Genomic DNA, 15,837 nt, shown 5'->3' with positions numbered 1-15,837 from the left:
TCGCCCTGTCGGTTTGTCGACAGGACGACGGATCGACACGCGAACCGCAGGGCTGCCCGGGCTACTCCTCGCCCTTGGCCACCAGGGTGAGGACGTCGTAGGTCGCCACGGGCTCGCCGTCCTGGTCGGTGACGAGCGCGTCCCAGCGGACCTCGCCGTACTCCGCGTTGGTGCGCGGGGTGATCTGCTTCGCGGTCAGCGTCACCCGGATCACCGCGTCCTCCTTCACCGGAGTGAGGAAACGCAGGTTGTCCACGCCGAAGTTGGCGAGCACCGGCCCCGGGGCCGGGTCCACGAACAGCCCGGCGGCCAGCGACACCACGAGGTAGCCGTGCGCCACGATCCCGCCGAACAACGGATTGGCCGCGGCCGCCTCCTCGTCGGTGTGCGCGTAGAAGGTGTCACCGGTGAACTCGGCGAAGTGGTCGATGTCCGCGCGGGTCACCCTGCGTTCGGCCGACTCGATGGTGTCGCCGATCCGCAGTTCGCCGAGGTCCTTGCGGAACGGGTGCACCTCGCCGACGGCCCTGCGCGAACCGGTGGTCCAGTGGCCGGTGATCGCGGTGAGCATGTCCGGGGAGCCCTGTACGGCGGTGCGCTGCATGTGGTGCTTGACGCCGCGCACACCGCCCATCTCCTCGCCGCCGCCGGCGCGGCCGGGGCCGCCGTGCACCAGGACCGGCATCGGCGAACCGTGGCCGGTGGATTCCTTGGCGTCGTCCCGGTCTAGCACCAGGAGGCGGCCGTGCCAGGGTGCGACGCCCAGGACGACCTCCCGGGCCACGTCCTCGTCGTGGGTGACCAGCGAACCCACCAGGCTGCCCTGGCCGCGGGCGGCCAGCTCCACGGCCTCGGCCACGGAGTCGTAGGTGATGATCGTGCTGACCGGGCCGAAGGCCTCAACGTCGTGGGGCTCCTTGGCCCCGGGGGCGGCACGGAGCAGGACCGGCGACATGAACGCGCCCGTGCCGTCGTCGGCGCCGGTCACCTCGACCCGGTCGGGGTCGCCGAACACCAGTTCACTGGAGGTGCGCAGGGACCGGACGGCCTTGCGGACCTCCTCGCGCTGGTCCAGGGAGACCAGGGCGCCCATACGGGCGTCGGGGTGGTCGGCGGCGCCCACCACGACCTTCGACAGGCGGTCCGTCAGGGCCTCGGTGACCGCCTCGGCCATCGCCGTGGGCACGATCACCCGGCGGATGGCGGTGCACTTCTGGCCCGCCTTGACGGTCATCTCCGCCACGACCTGCTTGACGTACAGATCGAACTCGGGGTCGGCCACGCTCACGTCGGGGCCGAGGATCGAGCAGTTCAGCGAGTCGGCCTCGACGTTCAGCTGCACACCGCCACGGACCACGTTCGGGTGCTCCCGGAGCAGGGCCCCGGTGGCGGCGGAACCGGTGAAGCCCACGATGTCCTGTGGCCCCAGGTTGTCGAGCAGGCCCCGGTGGCTGCCGACCAGCAACTGGAGGGATCCCTCGGGCAGCAGGCCGGACTCCACCATGCGCCTGACGACCGCGACGGTCAGGTACGAGGTCTGCCCCGCGGGCTTGACGATGCTCGGAAGGCCCGCCAGGAAGGCCGGGGCGAGCTTCTCCAACATGCCCCATACCGGGAAGTTGAAGGCGTTGATCTGCACGGCCACGCCCGGGCGCGAGGTGTACACGTGCTGGGCCACGAACGTGCCGCCCCTGCCCAGCGGTTCGAGGGGACCGTCCAGGATGACGGTCGAGTTGGGGAGTTCGCGGCGGCCCTTGCTGGAGAAGCTGAAGAGCGTGCCGAAGCCGCCGTCGACGTCGACCACGGTGTCGCGCTTGGTGGCGCCGGTGCGGTGCGAGAGGGCGTAGAACTCGTCCTTGTACCCCATCAGGTGCTTGGCGATCTCCTTGAGGATGTTCGCCCGCTGGTGGAAGGTGAGCTGGCGCAGCGCCGGGCCGCCGACCTCACGTGCGTACTCGACCATCGCGGCGACGTCGGGGCCCTGCTTCGAGATCCGCGCGACGGTCTCGCCGGTGTTCGCGTCGGCCAGGGGGGCACCCTCGTCCGCGGGGGTGAACCACGATCCCTGTGCGTAGCTCTCCAGTACTTCGGACACGTGACGGTCCTCTCCTCGGTGTGGGTCTGAGCGAACAGTATTACAGACCGATCGGTCAGTAAATAGGCGCCGAACAGCCGGGCAATGTCCCATCAGGGCTTTCCCCGGTGGCTCCGAGGTACCTGGCCACCCCCGACATCGGGGCTTACCGTGGAGCCATGACCAACTACGCGCGGATGTACCGTCTCGGCGTCACCCCGTGGGAGCGCTACGGACCCGTGGCCATGGTTCGGTTCCTCTCCTTCCTCGACCGCGAGGCCGAGGAGAGGGGCGGGCCCGGCCGCGCGTTGGACATCGGATGCGGCCGGGGGCGGTTCACCCCGGAGCTGGCCGAGAAGGGCTGGGACGTGACCGGTGTCGACCTGGTCCCCGCCGCCGTCGAGGCGGCTCGCCTCCAGGGGCCCGCCGAGGTGAGCTACCTGGTCGGGGACGCCACCGACCTCTCCCCCGACCTGGGGAGCTTCGACCTGTTCATCGACATCGGCTGCTTCCAGGGATTCGACGCCGAACAGCGAGCGGCCCAGGGGCGCAGCGTGACGGCGCTCGCCGCGCCGGGAGCGACCCTGATCATGCTGGAGTTCGGGCCGTCGATCTTCCGGAAGATGGTCGGAGGGGTGTCCCAGGCCGAGGTCCAGGAGGCGTTCCCCGGGTGGGACCTCCTCGACGTGGAGGACGCTCCCCGAAGGGGGCTCGGATTCCCCATGAACCGCACCTCACCCAAGTGGTACCGCCTGCGCCACCCCGCCTCGTAGGAAGCGCTTGCCCGGTCGCAGGGGGTCCTCGGCCAGGGCGCTGCCTCCGGGACCCGGGGCGTCGGGACGCAGTCCGGCCACCGCACGGGCCCGGGGCCGACACCACACTTCCGGTCAGGCCCTCGGTGGGAACCGGTATGTCCCAAGCTCAGGCACTTAGTGCTGGTGTCGTCCCCGTTCCGAAACCCGCCTTAACCACTCGTGGATTTGTCGACAAATTGACTCGCGGTGGTCCCAGTGCGGGCGAAAACCCGCTCCCTAGCGCGTCAGCGACAGCACCTCGGCACCCGGCAGCTCGGCCAGCAGCGGACCGGGAACACGCAGCTTCGAGCGTCGCAGCCCACTGCCCACCACCACCCACGGGGTGTCGTGCACCCGCTTGTCCACCAGGACCGGCCACCCCTCCGGCAACCCGAACGGGGTGATGCCCCCGTACTCCATGCCGGTCAACCCGGTCGCCTCGTCCATCGGCGCGAACGACGCCTTGCGTGCACCCAGGTGTCTGCGCAGCACCCCGTTGACGTCGGCCCGATCCGTGGCCAGCACCATGCACGCCGCGTACGTCACCTCGCCGCCGCGCTTGGCGGACAGCACCACGCAGTTCGCGCTGGTCTCCGGCGTCAGCCCGTAGGCCTCGCAGAACTCGGCGGTGTCCGCCAGCTCGGGGTCGATCGCTGCGGCACGCACCGAACCGTCGAAGGGCGCGATGGCCGCCCGCACCGAGTCAGCCGTCAGCTCCGGGTGATCGTGCGCAGGCACCCAGTCGATTCGCTCCGCCATGGCGTTCCCCGTTCCCGTACAGCGTTCCCGCTTCCGTGCGCCACCATGATGCCCCACGTCCGCTCCCTGGCAGCAAACGGACGCCCGTCGTGATCGCGGTGTCGGATTCCCCAGTGGATGCGGACCCGCTCACCCCCGAACGGAGCCCCAGGGTCAGCCCCCGTGCCGTCGCACGATCTCACCGGCCAGCCTCGCCAGCCCGTCCGACTGGTAGCCCGGCCATCCGTGCACCACTGCCAGGTACTCCTCCGGTACGGCCGAGCGTCCCCACCGCGCTCCCACCAGCGCACCGGCGATCGCCGCGACGGTGTCGGTGTCGTCGCCCGCGCGCACCGCCGCCCACACCGGCGCCGCGTACCGGTTCCGGTCCCCGGCCTCCACGGGGGTGTGCACGATCGCCGACCAGGCCGCCTGGAGCGCGCGCACCACGAACCCGTTGGGCGCGAACGCCCGAGGCGGGGAGTCCTCGGCCTCGGCCAGGTATCCGGCCCAGGTGTCGCGGTCATGCGACTCCAGCAGGTCGAGTCCCGAGCGCGGTCCCTCATCGGACCCGTCCACCACGGCCTGCCGGATCGCCTCACACCACAGCACGCACGCCTGGGCGGCGAGCGGGTCGCCGTGGGTGAGCAGGCTGTACACGCGCACGGTCTCGGCCAGTTGGTGGCGGTCGTCCAGGTGCGCCAGGGCGAGCGGGGCGGTACGCATCAGCGACCCGTTGCCCGCGCTCCGCTCCCCCGCGCCGAACATCCGCGCGGACAGCCGGATCATCGCCTCCGCGGCGCCCGTCTCCCCCGCACCGTCGTCGGCCAAGGCCCGCTCGGTGTCGCCCAGGACCCGGTCGGTCTGCGCGCCGATGTCCGTCGCCCCGTCACGGCGCCAGGCCAGGAACGCCCGGGCGGTCTGTTCCAGAGCGGGGCCGGAGCGGGGGTCGTCGTGGTCCCGGAGCGACTCCGCGATGCACACCGCCATCTGGGTGTCGTCCGAGTACTCCCCGGGGGCGTAGGGGCCCAGTCCGCCGCCGACCATCGCGGGGACCTCATCCTCGGACAGCCGGGCGGCGAACTCGTAGGGGACCCCGAGCGCGTCGCCGCACGCGGCCCCGAGCAGGACACCGGCGGCCCGATCGTCCCGGTCGTGGTTGCTGCCAAGGGCGTTCATGGGGCCTCACAGGGGGCGAAGGAATTTTCCGGCCGACTCTACTCCCGTCTGTCGCGCGCGGTCTCGCCCCGTGGCCAGGGGGTGTTCGGGCAGAGGGAACCGTGTGTCCGTATTCGATCACCCCTGTCCGTATCCGGCCCGTTCGGTAAGGCCTCGTGTGGTTTCGGCGCCGTACAATCCGACTCATGGAGTCCCCCACCCCCTCCCCTGCCTCCGGTGTCACGCTGCACGGACGCGTCCTCGTGGGCGACCGCGTCGGCGGCGACGGCTCGGTGTCCGTTCACGAAGGGCACGACACGGTGGCGGACCAGCCCGTCACGGTCACGCTCCTCGATCCCCACCTGGTGGCCGATCCCGCCGCAGTCCACGCCTTCCTGGGCCGGGCGCAGACCCTGGCGGGGCTCCACGTACCCGGCCTGGTGCGGGTTCTCGGCGACGGCCGGGACGGCGACCACGTGTACCTGGTCACCGAGCCCGTCCCCGGGGAGACCTTCAGCGAGGTGCTCACCGGCGGTGACCAGGGGCTTCGCTACAACCCGCACATGGCCCTGAGCATCGTGGCCGAGGTCCTGGAGGCGCTCCGGGTGACACACGACCAGGGGCTGGTGCACGGTGGCCCGACCCCGGGCGACGTGGTGCTGGGCGGCGACGGCCGGGTCACGGTCACCGGTTTCCGGCTGGTGGGCGCCGAGGACCTGACCCCGCGCGCGGACGTACGCGCCGTGGGGGCACTCCTGCACGCGCTGCTGACCGGTGAGCTCCGGGCCGGGGAGGGGGAGCCGCTACGCCCCTCGGCCACCGTCCCCGGACTACCGCCGGACCTGGACATGCTGGTCTCCAACGCCACCGAACCCAACCCCCGTTACCGGCCGCGCGACGCCGGACAGTACCTCAACCTGGTCGATCAGGTGCTGAGGTCGCTGCCCCAGCCCCGGGACGAGGGCGGCGACGCCACCCAGCCGATCCCGATCGTGGTCGCCGACCCCCTCCACGCGGAGCCGGCCCCGGGCGAAACCGTGGGGGACAAGGACGCCACTCCCCCGTGGCGGCGTCTGCCCGTCCTGGTCGGAGCCGGGGTCGTGGTGCTGGCGCTGTGCGTCGCGGGATGGGCCCTGGTCCCGGGCGAGGACACCCAACTCCCCGACCTCGCCGGGTTCTCCCCCGAGATGGCGGAGGCGGAGCTGGTCGCCCTGGAACTGGACCTCATCTTCGCCTACGAGGACGCCTACAGCGAGGACGCCGACCCCGGAGAGGTGGCCGCGACAGAGCCCGCGGCGGGCACGGAGCTGGAGGGCGGCGAGTCGATCCTGTTGTCGCTGTCGGTCGGCCCCCGGCACGCGGAGGTCCCGGACGTCGTGGGCGGCACCGAGAACGACGCCCGCGCCCTGCTGCGCGAGGCGGGGTTCACGGAGGTCGAGGTGGTGCAGGAGCACTCCGCCGAGGAGGACCCGGGCACGGTTCTCTCCTCGGTTCCCGAGGTCGGAGAGGACGGCGACCGGGAGGAGTCGGTGACCCTGCACGTCAGCGAGGGCGTCATCGTCCCCACGCTGCTCGGTATGGGGCGGACGGAGGCGGCCGAGGCACTGACCGGACTCGGTCTGACCGTGTCCGTGGTGGCGGCCCCGAGCGAGACCGTCGAAGAGGGAGCGGTCAGCGGCCAGGACCCCGAACCGGGCACGATCCTGCCCGAGGACGGTGCCGTCACCCTCACCGTCTCCACCGGCCCCGAGGTGGTGGAGGAGACCACGGAGTCCCCTGAGGACGAGACCGCCGACAGTGGTTCCGGGGATGGCGGCTCCGGTGACGGCAACGGCGGAGGGCAGGAGAGTCCGGTGTCCTGCTCGGGAACGGCCTGGGACGGCGGCACGATCTACGAGGAGGGCGACAGGGTCCACTACGAGGGGCGGACCTACGAGGCCCGCTGGTGGATCCAGGGCTTCCCGCCGGGCATGGGCGGCGAATGGGGTGCCTGGTCGGACCAGGGCCCCTGCTGACCTCGATCCGGGGCACAGGGTCCGGGACCGGGGAACGAACCCGACCCGGAACCGGATCCGGACCCGCCCGATCCCACGCCCTTCTCCTGTTCGGGGATCGGACGGGTCACCTCGACACCCTGACCGCCCGGCGCCCCGCCTGGTCTCAGCCCCCGGTGAACTCCGTGACGTGGTCGCGGCCCCACTCCCGCAGGCGCGGGGCGGTCGGCCGAGCACCGTGGCCCATGACCCGGCCTCACTGGTCGCCGACCAGGTCCACACCCTGGTCGAGCAGACCGTGCAGGTGGAGGGCGAGCTGTAGTTCCAGCGCGCGGTCGGGGACCTGCCAGTCGGTCCCGATCAGCTGCCCGATCCGCTCCAGGCGCTGAGCCACGGTGTTCACGTGGATGTGCAGGTCGTCCTTGGCACGGGACAGGTTGCCCCCGGCCGCGAAGTAGGCGCGCAGGGTCTCCACCAGCAGGGTGCCCCGTTTGGCGTCGTACTCCAAGAGCGGGCCCAGCGCCGCGGCCACGAAACCGGGGACGTCCCTGTCCTGGCTCAGCAGGAGCCCGGAGAACCCGAGGTCGTCAGCGGTGGCGGCGTCCCCGATCCGACCCAGGGCCCGCAGGGTCTGGAGGCACCGCACCGCCTCCGTGAACGCGTCCCGAAAGGTCTCCGGGCCCCGGGTGGGCCCGGCCAGCCCGGCCGTCACCGGGCCGTTGGCTGCGGCCGACAGCTCCGCCGACACCCGGCTTCCCACCTCCGAGGGGTCGGAGCCGGGCAGGGCCAACACCAGCCGTCCGCCCCGTGCGGCCGCCAGCCCGCCGACCGTCTCGGCGGCGAAGTCCGCCGCCGAACGCAACCGCTGCGGGTCTCCCCCCAGTGCCTCCGCCACGACCAACACGTGGGGGGTGTCCAGGTCCGCGTGGAGCAGCGCCGCCCGCTGACGCAGGGACACCGGGTCACGCTCGGGCACCTCCAGGAGTTCGTTGAGCAGGTCGCCGCGGACCCGGTGCTCCGTCTCGCTCACCGAACGGCGGATGAGCAGGAGCAGCGCCGTCACCATCGCCGCCCGTTCAAGGACGCGTTGGTCGGTGCTGTCCAGCTCCACCCCGCGCAGCACGAGTGTGCCCAGGGGTTCCGTGCCCGCCGCCGCTGCCGCCACCCACGCGTCCCCGACGCAGACGGCCCGGCCGCTGGCCAGGGAGGAGCGGGCGGCCTCGGCGATCCCCGCGTCCCCATCGGAGAGGGGGTCCCCGCTTCCCTCGGGCACACGGCGAACACCGGCCATCTCGCGGACACGGGCCGCACCGGTCGACCCAGGAGAAGCGGTCGCACCTGTCACACCGGCCGCACCGGTCGCATCGGCCATCCCGCGCACATGGGTCGCACTGGCCACACCCTCGGGGCAAGCGGTCACCGACTCGTCGGAGGTCCGGTCATGGATGCGCACCGTTGCGCCCAGGACCTCAGCGACCGCCGCGGCGACCTCCCGCACCCCTCCCCCGTCCAGCACGAGGTCCGTGAACCGGTCGTGCGCGGCAGCCGACCTCTCCACCGACGCGGTGTGTCGCTGCAGGCGCTCGTTCACCGTGTGCAGCTCGTCCAGGGCCCGACGTGTGTCGTCGATGAGGTTGGCGTTGTCGATCGCGATCGCGGCGTGCGTGGCCAGCGACGACAGCAGCGCCACCTCCGAGTGCGCGAACGGCCGCTCCCTCCGGTTGGCCGCGAACAGCACCCCGACCCGGCGTCCGTTCATGCGCAGCGGCACGCCGAGGATCGCGACCAGCCCCTCCTCCCGGACACCGTCGTCGATGTTCTCGGCGTGCTCGAAGCGGGGGTCCGCGAAGTAGTTGGCGGTCACGTACGGCAGCGACGTACTGGCCACCAGACCACCCAGTCCCTTGCCAGGGGCCAGCCGCAGCCGCTGGAAGGTCGCCGATACCGACCCCGACGTCACCCGCATGTAGGTATCGCCCGCCTCCGCGTCGCTCAGGGTCAGATAGGCGACGTCCGTCCCGAGCAGGTGTCGGGCGCGTTCCACGATCGCCCGGAGAACCTGGTCGAGGCTGCGCATCCCGGCGAGGTCGTTGGCGGTCTCGAACAGCGCGCTCAACTCCGACTCGCGCCGCTGCCGGTCCCGCAGCACCGAGCGCACGCGCAGCGCCGCGAACTTGGCGTTCTCCAACGCGGCCACCGTCTCCGCGTCCGAACCGTCCGAGCGCGCACGGAGTACCGGCCGTTCGTACTCAACGGCCGGCGCGTCACGCAGCAGCAGCTCCAGGAAGAGTGCCTGCCGCTCGGCCCCCGACCTCTCGGGGGGAGTGTCCTGAGGGTCAGGGGTGGTGTTCAGCTCGAACTCCAGGCTCCGTCGATGGGCAGGGACGCCCCGTTGACGAAGGACGCGTCATCGGAGCACAGGTAGGCGACCATCTCGGCCACCTCGGACGGTTCGATCAACCGCTTCACCGGGGTGCGGGCCAGCAGGATCTCCGAGATCACCCGGTCCTCCGGGACGCCGTGTGCCTCGGCCTGGTCCGCGATCTGCTTCTCCACCAGGGCGGTCCGCACGTAGCCCGGGTTCACACAGTTGGAGGTGACACCGTGTGGGGCACCCTCCAGGGCCACCACCTTCGAGAACCCCTCCAGCCCGTGCTTGGCCGCCACGTACGCGGACTTGAACGCGGAGGCGCGCAGCCCGTGTACGGAGGAGATGTTGACGATCCGGCCCCATCCGTGCTCGTACATGTGCGGAAGGGCCCCGCGCACCACGCGGAAGGGCGACTCGACCATGAGTCGAAGGATGAGGGAGAAACGCTCCGGAGGGAAGTCCTGGACGGCGGCGACCGTCTGCACCCCGGCGTTGTTCACCACGATGTCAGCGCCACGGGCGGCCTCCTCGGCCGCGTCGAGGTCGGTCAGGTCCAGCTCCACCGGCTCGCCCACACCCTGGTCGGCCAGCTCGGCGAGGGTGGCGCCGTCGATGTCGACCAGCCGGACCGTGGCACCGGCGGCGGCGAGGCGCAGCGCGCAGGCGCGGCCGATACCGCTGGCGGCGCCCGTCACCAGTGCGGTCCTTCCCGTGAGGTCGACGCGGGTGGTGTGGGGGGATGGCGGGGCCGAGGGGGCGGGGGGAGAGGAGGTGGAGTTCGAGGCAGGAGTGGTACCGGAGGCTGGTGAAGAACGGGGAAGGGGGTGAGCGGAGGGTTCGGTTGGCGAACCGGGGGTCTGTCGCGCGGCGTCCGACAGGAACTCGTGCGTCGTCATGCCAGAAAACTAGGCGCGTCCCGCACGCCGGGGGATAGGGGGCGCGGACACACCCCGGGGTGTGTCCGTGTGGTGTCACCCCATGCACGAGCGGGAGGCTGTGGACTTCCCACCTGCCGGGGTCATGGATCGGAGCCGCATCGACATGTTGCCCGGGTCACTCGAATCCTGGGCCTGGGTGCACCGGTTCGGCCGAACCACCCCCGACCACCGTTCATCCCCCGGAGCCGTGCCATGTACTCCCCCGCCCAACGCTCCCCCTCCCCTCGCGGTCTGCTCCACCGGGTCCACCGCACAGTTTGGGGGTGTCGCGGGGGCCGGGGACGGTGAGCCCACCGATCCGCCGGGTGAGGGGCCCACAGAGGGGCCCACCCAAGGCCCGACCGAAGGGCCCACGGAGGGACCCTTCGGTGAGTGCGTGACCGCGAGCAACCACGCCCACGTCACCCGGGGCCGGGCCGAACGCCGCCTCGGCCACGCCTGCGCGTTGGGCTCCGCGGACCCGCTCGGACTCTGGAACACGGCCGTGCGGACCTCACTGACCGCGACCTCCTCGGACCACTGGGAACTCACCCAGGGCGGCTGCTGATGGCGAGAGTGGGGCCGAGGGGACGACCGGTGGGCCGGATGATCGGACGTCGGGGCGCGCGAACCCGGTGCGGAGGTGCGGCAGGTGCGGTGGATCGTCCGGGCGGTCAGAACCCCGACCCCTCGGAGTCCCGGGCCAGGTGGCCGAAGTGCGCGGTCACCGCGCCCAGGGCGAAATGTGCGGCCTGGTGCTCGGTCATCGGGACGATCCCCGCGGGTACCTGGATTCTGAACGGGAACTCGTCTTCGGGGCTGATTCTGAAGTCGTCGATCACCCCCTGCGAGAGCAGGAGGGTCAGAGCCTCTCGGACGTGGCCGTTGCGGTTGTCTGAAGCCCAGATCGACATGCTGCAACGGTAACCCGGAAGCCCCCGAAAAGCTGGTGCGGACGGGCATTCGAGCCCGTCCGCACCGTTTCTCCCACTCGGACCGCAGGGCGGGCACGACCCCCGTGGTGCCCGTCCTCGCGACCGTCCCTCAAGGAGGACGGCTAGGGATTCTCGACGCGGGCCTCACCCGCGAGAACGTGGGAGGTCAGCTTGCGCAGCGCGAGCCTGGTCGACTCGAACTCCTCGGCGGGCAGGTCGATGACCCGCCCGATGGCCTCAGGCACGCCCCGGGCGCGGGCCCGCAGCGCGGCGCCCTCCTCCGTGGCGGTGACCAGCACCGAGCGTTCGTCGGCCGGGTCGCGTTCCCGGCGTAGGAGGCGATTGGTCTCCAGGCGCTTGAGCAGCGGAGTGAGAGTGCCGTAGTCGAGTTGCAGCACCGCGCCGATCTCCTTGACCGCGCACTCTCCGCGTTCCCAGAGGAGCATCATCACGAGGTACTGGGGATAGGTCAGGCCGAGCGGATCCAGCAGAGGGCGGTAGAGGTTCGTGACCGCACGCGAGGCCGCGTACAGCGCGAAGCACATCTGCTCGTCGACTGCTGGGAGTTCGAAGTCGCCCCTGGGGGCGGGGGATCGGTCGGGCATCGTTCCACATCGTAGTAACCACGCACCCGATGTCAAAGCCCACAATTGCCTTGTGTGCAAGGCAAAAAAGGACATGGGGACACAGGGATGCGCATCGGGTATCAAGTCGTCCGCGATGGCGTCGGGACCTGGTCACGTCGGCGCCATCGCGGAGCTGTCGAGGAGTGGGACGGGTGCTGGGCGAATGTGACGGGGGTCGAGCAGGAGACCGGGGAAGGGGTGAGGATCGTGAGCGTCCGAGGACGGTAGCGCCGGAGCCGGGAACCCGGGAACCCAGGAACACAGGAAGCCGGGAACTCAGGAACACAGGAAGCCGGGAACTCAGGAAGTCAGGTACCCGGGAAGCCGGGAAGCCGGGGAGTTCGAGGGCTCGTGAGTTCGCGGGACCGTGGTGGCGGGGCTCAGAAGCCCGCGAAGGAACGGGACGCGTTTCGTTGGCCCGAGCGCGGGGCGTTATCCCTGCCTGCGCGATCCATCCGGTTCGTCCGAGGGCTGCCAGTCGTGGGGCTGCGGCGGGGCACTGCTCGGCAACCGCCGTTTGACCACCTTCCCGGTCGCGTTGCGCGGCAACTCCTCCAGGACCACCACGTCACGCGGCACCGAGAACCGGCCCAGGGCCTCGCGGACGTGCATCCGGAGTTCGTTCGGATCCACGGAACGGCCCTCGTACGGCACCACGTAGGCCGCGAAACGTTGGCCGAACTCCTCGTCCGGGACCCCGGTCACCACCACCTCACGCACCGACGGCATCGTCACGATCGCGTCCTCCACCGGACGCGGGAAGACGTTCTCACCGCCCGACACGATCATGTCGTCGTTCCGCCCGGCCACGTGCAGCAGCCCGTGGACGTCCACGTAACCGCGGTCGCCCGTCTCCATCAGCCCGTCGGCGATTCGTTTGGTGTTTCCGTTGGTGTACCCGTCGAAGAGCATTTCGTTGCCGACGTGGATCGCGCCCTCGCTCCCCTGGGGGACCTCGCGGCCCTGCTCGTCCAGGACCGCAATCCGGGTTCCGAGCGGAGGCCGGCCGGCGGTGGTCGGAGCCAGTCGCAGGTCCTCCGGGGTGGCGATCGTCGCCCACGACACCTCGGTCGACCCGTACAGGTTGTAGACCACGTCCCCGAACACGTCCATGAAGTCACTGATCAGTTGCGGGCTCATCGCCGAACCACTGCACGCCACGATCCGCAGGGAGGACGTGTCGTACCGTTCGCGGGTCGAACGAGGCAGATCCATGATCCTCCGCAGCATCACCGGTACCGCGAACAACACCGTGCACCGCTGTTCCTGGATCGTCCTGAGCGCGTCCTCCGGTTCGAAGAGTCGACGCATCACCAGCGTCGCCCGCATCGACATGCCCAGCTGGACCCCGGCCAGCCCCCAGGTGTGGAAGACCGGCGCCGACACCAGGATGCGGTCCCCGGAGTCCAACGGGATGCGCGACAGCACCGAGGCGGCGTCCTGCGGTCCCTTCGGGGTGGGGCGGCGGGCTCCCTTCGGCGTGCCCGTCGTTCCCGAGGTGAGCACGATCAGCCTGCCGGGGCGCTCGGGTGGTGGCGGGTCGGCCGCCAGGACCTTCGGGTGGTTGCCCGGCGGGTGCTCTCCGGGATTCGGCTGGAGCTCCTGGGCGGCCTCGTTCGGCAGGGTGGACGGGGGCGACTGCGAACGCGATCCGCCCGGCGCCCGGGTCCTGGTTGGTATCCGGGGTCCCGGCACACGCGGTTCACCCCAGGCCGTCACCCGGGGGATCTCCGGAGCCAGCTCCTGGTACAGGTCCTCGAACTCGGTGTCCGCGACGAGTAGCGAGACCCCGTTGCGCTCCACCACGTCGAGCAGGGGGCCCGCGGCCAAGCCTGTGTTCAGGAGAACGGCGTCCGCACCCAGGCGGCCGCAGGCGATGGCCGCCTGCACCAGCCCACTGTGGTTGCGACACAGGATGCCCACTCTGGTGCCCTGGCCGACACCGAGGTCGTGGAGGTCCCGGGCCAGTGCGCGCCCGAGCTGGTTCATCTCGCCGAAGGTCGTGCTGCCCGATTCGTCGATCACCGACACCTGATCGGGAACGCGCTCACCGGCTGCGGCGTAGCCGCCAGCGATCGTGGCCCCCCAGGTGTTCAACGCACGGAGCTGGCGAACGATCCTGTCCGGACGGCCGGGGGAGAGGACCCCGGCCCTCACCAGGACCCGGGCGACCTTCAGCGTGTGGCGGAGCCTGGCCGCGGCCGAGGGTGGTGGGGATGGTGACGGTGCCGCAGGGGCCGAAGCAGCGGAAGGGTCAGTAGGACGGGAGCCCGAGGGGGTCGACCCGGTCGACGAGGAGGGTCGTTCCGGTGGGGTGGGCGGGTTGCCGGCTTGGTACGCCATGGGGTCTCCGAGGTGATGCCGGGGACGGGCGAAGCGGTCCGCGCCCTCCGAGGAGCCTTCGCCTCGTGACTCCACGGAGTACTGCGACCGTAGGCGAGGAGGCCACGGACTTTCTTCGTGGTCAGGTGAGTGACTACTCGTGCGTAGTTGTCACTGGTGCGAGTGTGTTCGGCCCGCGCGCGGAGCAGGGAGGGCCCGGGCGCGGGGAGGGGACGGGCTGGCCTGGGTCCTTCGGAAGGCGGGGGTACGGGCCTCGGGGTGATCGAGGTGTCGCCTGCCCGCGGACCGTGGTGTCTCCGGGCGGCCTTCGCGGAGTCGTCGAATCGAGAGGTCGAGAAGTCGACAAACGGCCTGGTGGAGCGTGACGAGAGGGTGGGCCGAGCCACCTCGAGGCAGGGTGGCTCGGCCCCTTCGTTGGTTGGTCACGGGCGGAGTGGGAGGAGGGGAGGGCCGGGCCAGGCTCGGCCCGGAGGAGGGGGGTCAGAACGGGGGCGCGCGGAACGGCCCGGACGGATCAGCCGCTCACCGTGATGGGGCTCGCGGGGTCGTCCGCGTTGGTCAACGCGTAGGTCGCGGCGAGCCCGGCCTCGTCGACGTTGGGGCAGCCGAAGCTCCCCTCCACCACGACGTCGGTCGTGGTGTCGAAGGCCAACGTCGAAGCCGGGTCGCCGTTGGACCACTCACCCTCGATCGGCGCGTCCGCGTTGGGACTGACTTTGGGGCGGGGGCACCGGCAGAGGTGTCGGGGGATGAGGAGTCCATGAAGGTCCTTCCGAGGGTGCATGGCCGCGTTGCGCCCGCCGTTCCCCCGAACTTCCGGCACGCGGCCTGGTCGAGGTTCTCCTGTGGGAGGGCGGACCGGGTACCAGAGAATGAGTTCCTGTGACGCTGCACATCATGTGTCGGGTCCGGCTGTGGTGCAAGAGTGCTTCGAGAAGTTTTCGTGCCTTTCTCGATTGATACGAGAATGATCTTGACTGGGATGTGTGAAGCGCCTCTGACGTGCGAGAACAGGGACACCTCGGCGTCTGGAGGAGTTGTGTCGAAAAAAGAAGGGGTTGGAGTAGGAGGTCATCCTGAACAGGGCTTCATTTGGTCAACTGGATGAGGATTTCCGGTGCCTTGTTTCGTCATTTGGGTGAGTGGCCGAGCTCCTCGTGGGGTGCCGGAGGTCGGGAGTGAGGGATGGGAGCGGCGCCGGGGTGTGGGGGGCGCGGGAGGAGGGAGGCCGCTGGGTGCGCGGACCCAAGGATCCTCAGAGGGACGGGGGTGGCACAGCTCAGAGGGACGGGGTGGCATAGAAGGAACGCGCGCGCGGGCTCGCGCACGTGCGCATGCGGGGGATCGCGAGAACCCGGCGGCGGGGGGTTGGCGGGGGGTTAGGGAGCGCGGACGGAGGCAGTCGCCCCCACTTGGAGTGCCGGTGACCGGTGACACAGGAGCCCGGTTTGCCTGGGGTGTGGGCTACGGGTAATGTTCACCAGGTCGCCGCGAGACGGTGAGCGGCCCGCGAGGGCCGACTCGAAGCCGGGTCGCGATCTCAGACATCCTCTTCGAAGCAAAGTGGTTCGAGCACTGCTCCGGCCATGTAAACTCGGAGAGTCGCTTCAAGGAAACGAACAAAGGCCGCAAGGTCGGAACTCGGAACCTAACGAAGCAAAACGGGCTTTACCCCGATCTCGTGTTTAGCGGAAACGCTGCCACAAACCGCCGATTTGGCGGGGCGCGGAACACCTGATAAAGTAAAGACACAACGAAGCGGAAACGCAAAAAGCCTTCTCCGGAAGAGCAGACGGAACTTCGGTTCTGGCGCTTGTACGGGAAGAGTGATTGTTTCTTGAGAACTCAACAGCGCGTGTTTGATTTTCTTTAAGCCATGTTTGTTTT

At 70.4% G+C, this 15,837-nt stretch carries 12 protein-coding genes and 1 pseudogene; 3 read left to right on the top strand and 10 right to left on the bottom strand.

Annotated features, from left to right (window positions below; genetic code table 11):
* Positions 1 to 61 precede the first annotated feature (61 nt).
* A complete protein-coding gene (gene paaZ, locus KBX21_RS11095; protein WP_049579112.1) occupies positions 62 to 2,095 on the bottom strand; it encodes a phenylacetic acid degradation bifunctional protein PaaZ in 2,034 nt (677 codons plus the stop codon).
* 158 nt (positions 2,096 to 2,253) lie between these two features.
* Between paaZ and KBX21_RS11090 the strand changes: the two genes are divergently transcribed.
* Entirely contained in the window at positions 2,254 to 2,847 is a 594-nt protein-coding gene (locus KBX21_RS11090) for a bifunctional 2-polyprenyl-6-hydroxyphenol methylase/3-demethylubiquinol 3-O-methyltransferase UbiG (RefSeq protein ID WP_082206730.1), read from the top strand.
* A 258-nt stretch (positions 2,848 to 3,105) separates the two neighbouring features.
* On the opposite strand, the gene KBX21_RS11085 is transcribed toward KBX21_RS11090, so the two are convergent.
* The gene (locus KBX21_RS11085) at positions 3,106 to 3,627 is read right to left on the bottom strand and encodes a YbaK/EbsC family protein (RefSeq protein WP_049579114.1); all 522 of its coding nucleotides are present in this window, start codon (positions 3,625 to 3,627) and stop codon (positions 3,106 to 3,108) included.
* 153 nt (positions 3,628 to 3,780) lie between these two features.
* Entirely contained in the window at positions 3,781 to 4,785 is a 1,005-nt protein-coding gene (locus KBX21_RS11080; protein WP_210841842.1) for an ADP-ribosylglycohydrolase family protein, read from the bottom strand.
* A 185-nt stretch (positions 4,786 to 4,970) separates the two neighbouring features.
* On the opposite strand from KBX21_RS11080, the gene KBX21_RS11075 reads away from it, so the two are divergent.
* Positions 4,971 to 6,779 carry a PASTA domain-containing protein gene (locus KBX21_RS11075; protein ID WP_210841841.1) on the top strand — a complete coding sequence of 603 codons (1,809 nt, stop codon included), beginning with the start codon at positions 4,971 to 4,973 and terminating at the stop codon, positions 6,777 to 6,779.
* Positions 6,780 to 7,014: 235 nt separating this feature from the next.
* Here KBX21_RS11075 and KBX21_RS11070 read toward each other — a convergent pair whose 3' ends face one another.
* Positions 7,015 to 9,123, bottom strand: a complete 2,109-nt coding sequence (locus KBX21_RS11070) for a GAF domain-containing protein (protein ID WP_210841927.1) — start codon at positions 9,121 to 9,123, stop codon at positions 7,015 to 7,017.
* Complete coding sequence (locus KBX21_RS11065; RefSeq protein WP_210841840.1) at positions 9,108 to 10,025, bottom strand: 3-hydroxybutyrate dehydrogenase; 918 nt, start codon at positions 10,023 to 10,025, stop codon at positions 9,108 to 9,110. Before KBX21_RS11065 ends, KBX21_RS11070 begins: the two co-directional genes overlap by 16 nt.
* A gap of 418 nt (positions 10,026 to 10,443) precedes the next feature.
* Between KBX21_RS11065 and KBX21_RS26610 the strand changes: the two genes are divergently transcribed.
* Positions 10,444 to 10,614 (top strand): hypothetical protein, encoded by a 171-nt coding sequence (locus KBX21_RS26610; RefSeq protein WP_247665580.1) that lies wholly within the window; start codon positions 10,444 to 10,446, stop codon positions 10,612 to 10,614.
* Positions 10,615 to 10,720: 106 nt separating this feature from the next.
* On the opposite strand, the gene KBX21_RS11055 is transcribed toward KBX21_RS26610, so the two are convergent.
* The 5 genes and pseudogenes from KBX21_RS11055 to KBX21_RS11035 all read right to left on the bottom strand — a co-directional run.
* Entirely contained in the window at positions 10,721 to 10,960 is a 240-nt protein-coding gene (locus tag KBX21_RS11055) for a hypothetical protein (protein ID WP_049579817.1), read from the bottom strand.
* 143 nt (positions 10,961 to 11,103) lie between these two features.
* Positions 11,104 to 11,586 carry a MarR family winged helix-turn-helix transcriptional regulator gene (locus KBX21_RS11050; protein ID WP_049579816.1) on the bottom strand — a complete coding sequence of 161 codons (483 nt, stop codon included), beginning with the start codon at positions 11,584 to 11,586 and terminating at the stop codon, positions 11,104 to 11,106.
* Between the two features lie 453 nt (positions 11,587 to 12,039).
* Entirely contained in the window at positions 12,040 to 13,785 is a 1,746-nt protein-coding gene (locus KBX21_RS11045; protein ID WP_374225717.1) for an AMP-binding protein, read from the bottom strand.
* A 679-nt stretch (positions 13,786 to 14,464) separates the two neighbouring features.
* Positions 14,465 to 14,665 (bottom strand): annotated as a pseudogene (locus KBX21_RS11040) (hypothetical protein); the annotation flags it as partial.
* A 933-nt stretch (positions 14,666 to 15,598) separates the two neighbouring features.
* Positions 15,599 to 15,837, bottom strand: a 239-nt coding sequence (locus KBX21_RS11035; protein WP_210841838.1) for a hypothetical protein, incomplete at its 5' end; no start/stop codon positions are given.

The organism is Nocardiopsis sp. B62, from assembly GCF_018070675.1.
Taxonomy (GTDB): domain Bacteria; phylum Actinomycetota; class Actinomycetes; order Streptosporangiales; family Streptosporangiaceae; genus Nocardiopsis; species Nocardiopsis prasina.
This window is presented reverse-complemented; position numbering and strand designations above follow the sequence as displayed.

Coding starts and splice junctions, on each gene's coding strand:
- KBX21_RS11090 (WP_082206730.1), top strand. CDS start 2,254: ATGACCAACTACGCGCGGATGTACCGTCTCGGCGTCACCCCGTGGGAG.
- KBX21_RS11085 (WP_049579114.1), bottom strand. CDS start 3,627: ATGGCGGAGCGAATCGACTGGGTGCCTGCGCACGATCACCCGGAGCTG.
- KBX21_RS11080 (WP_210841842.1), bottom strand. CDS start 4,785: ATGAACGCCCTTGGCAGCAACCACGACCGGGACGATCGGGCCGCCGGT.
- KBX21_RS11075 (WP_210841841.1), top strand. CDS start 4,971: ATGGAGTCCCCCACCCCCTCCCCTGCCTCCGGTGTCACGCTGCACGGA.
- KBX21_RS11065 (WP_210841840.1), bottom strand. CDS start 10,025: ATGACGACGCACGAGTTCCTGTCGGACGCCGCGCGACAGACCCCCGGT.
- KBX21_RS11055 (WP_049579817.1), bottom strand. CDS start 10,960: ATGTCGATCTGGGCTTCAGACAACCGCAACGGCCACGTCCGAGAGGCT.
- KBX21_RS11050 (WP_049579816.1), bottom strand. CDS start 11,586: ATGCCCGACCGATCCCCCGCCCCCAGGGGCGACTTCGAACTCCCAGCA.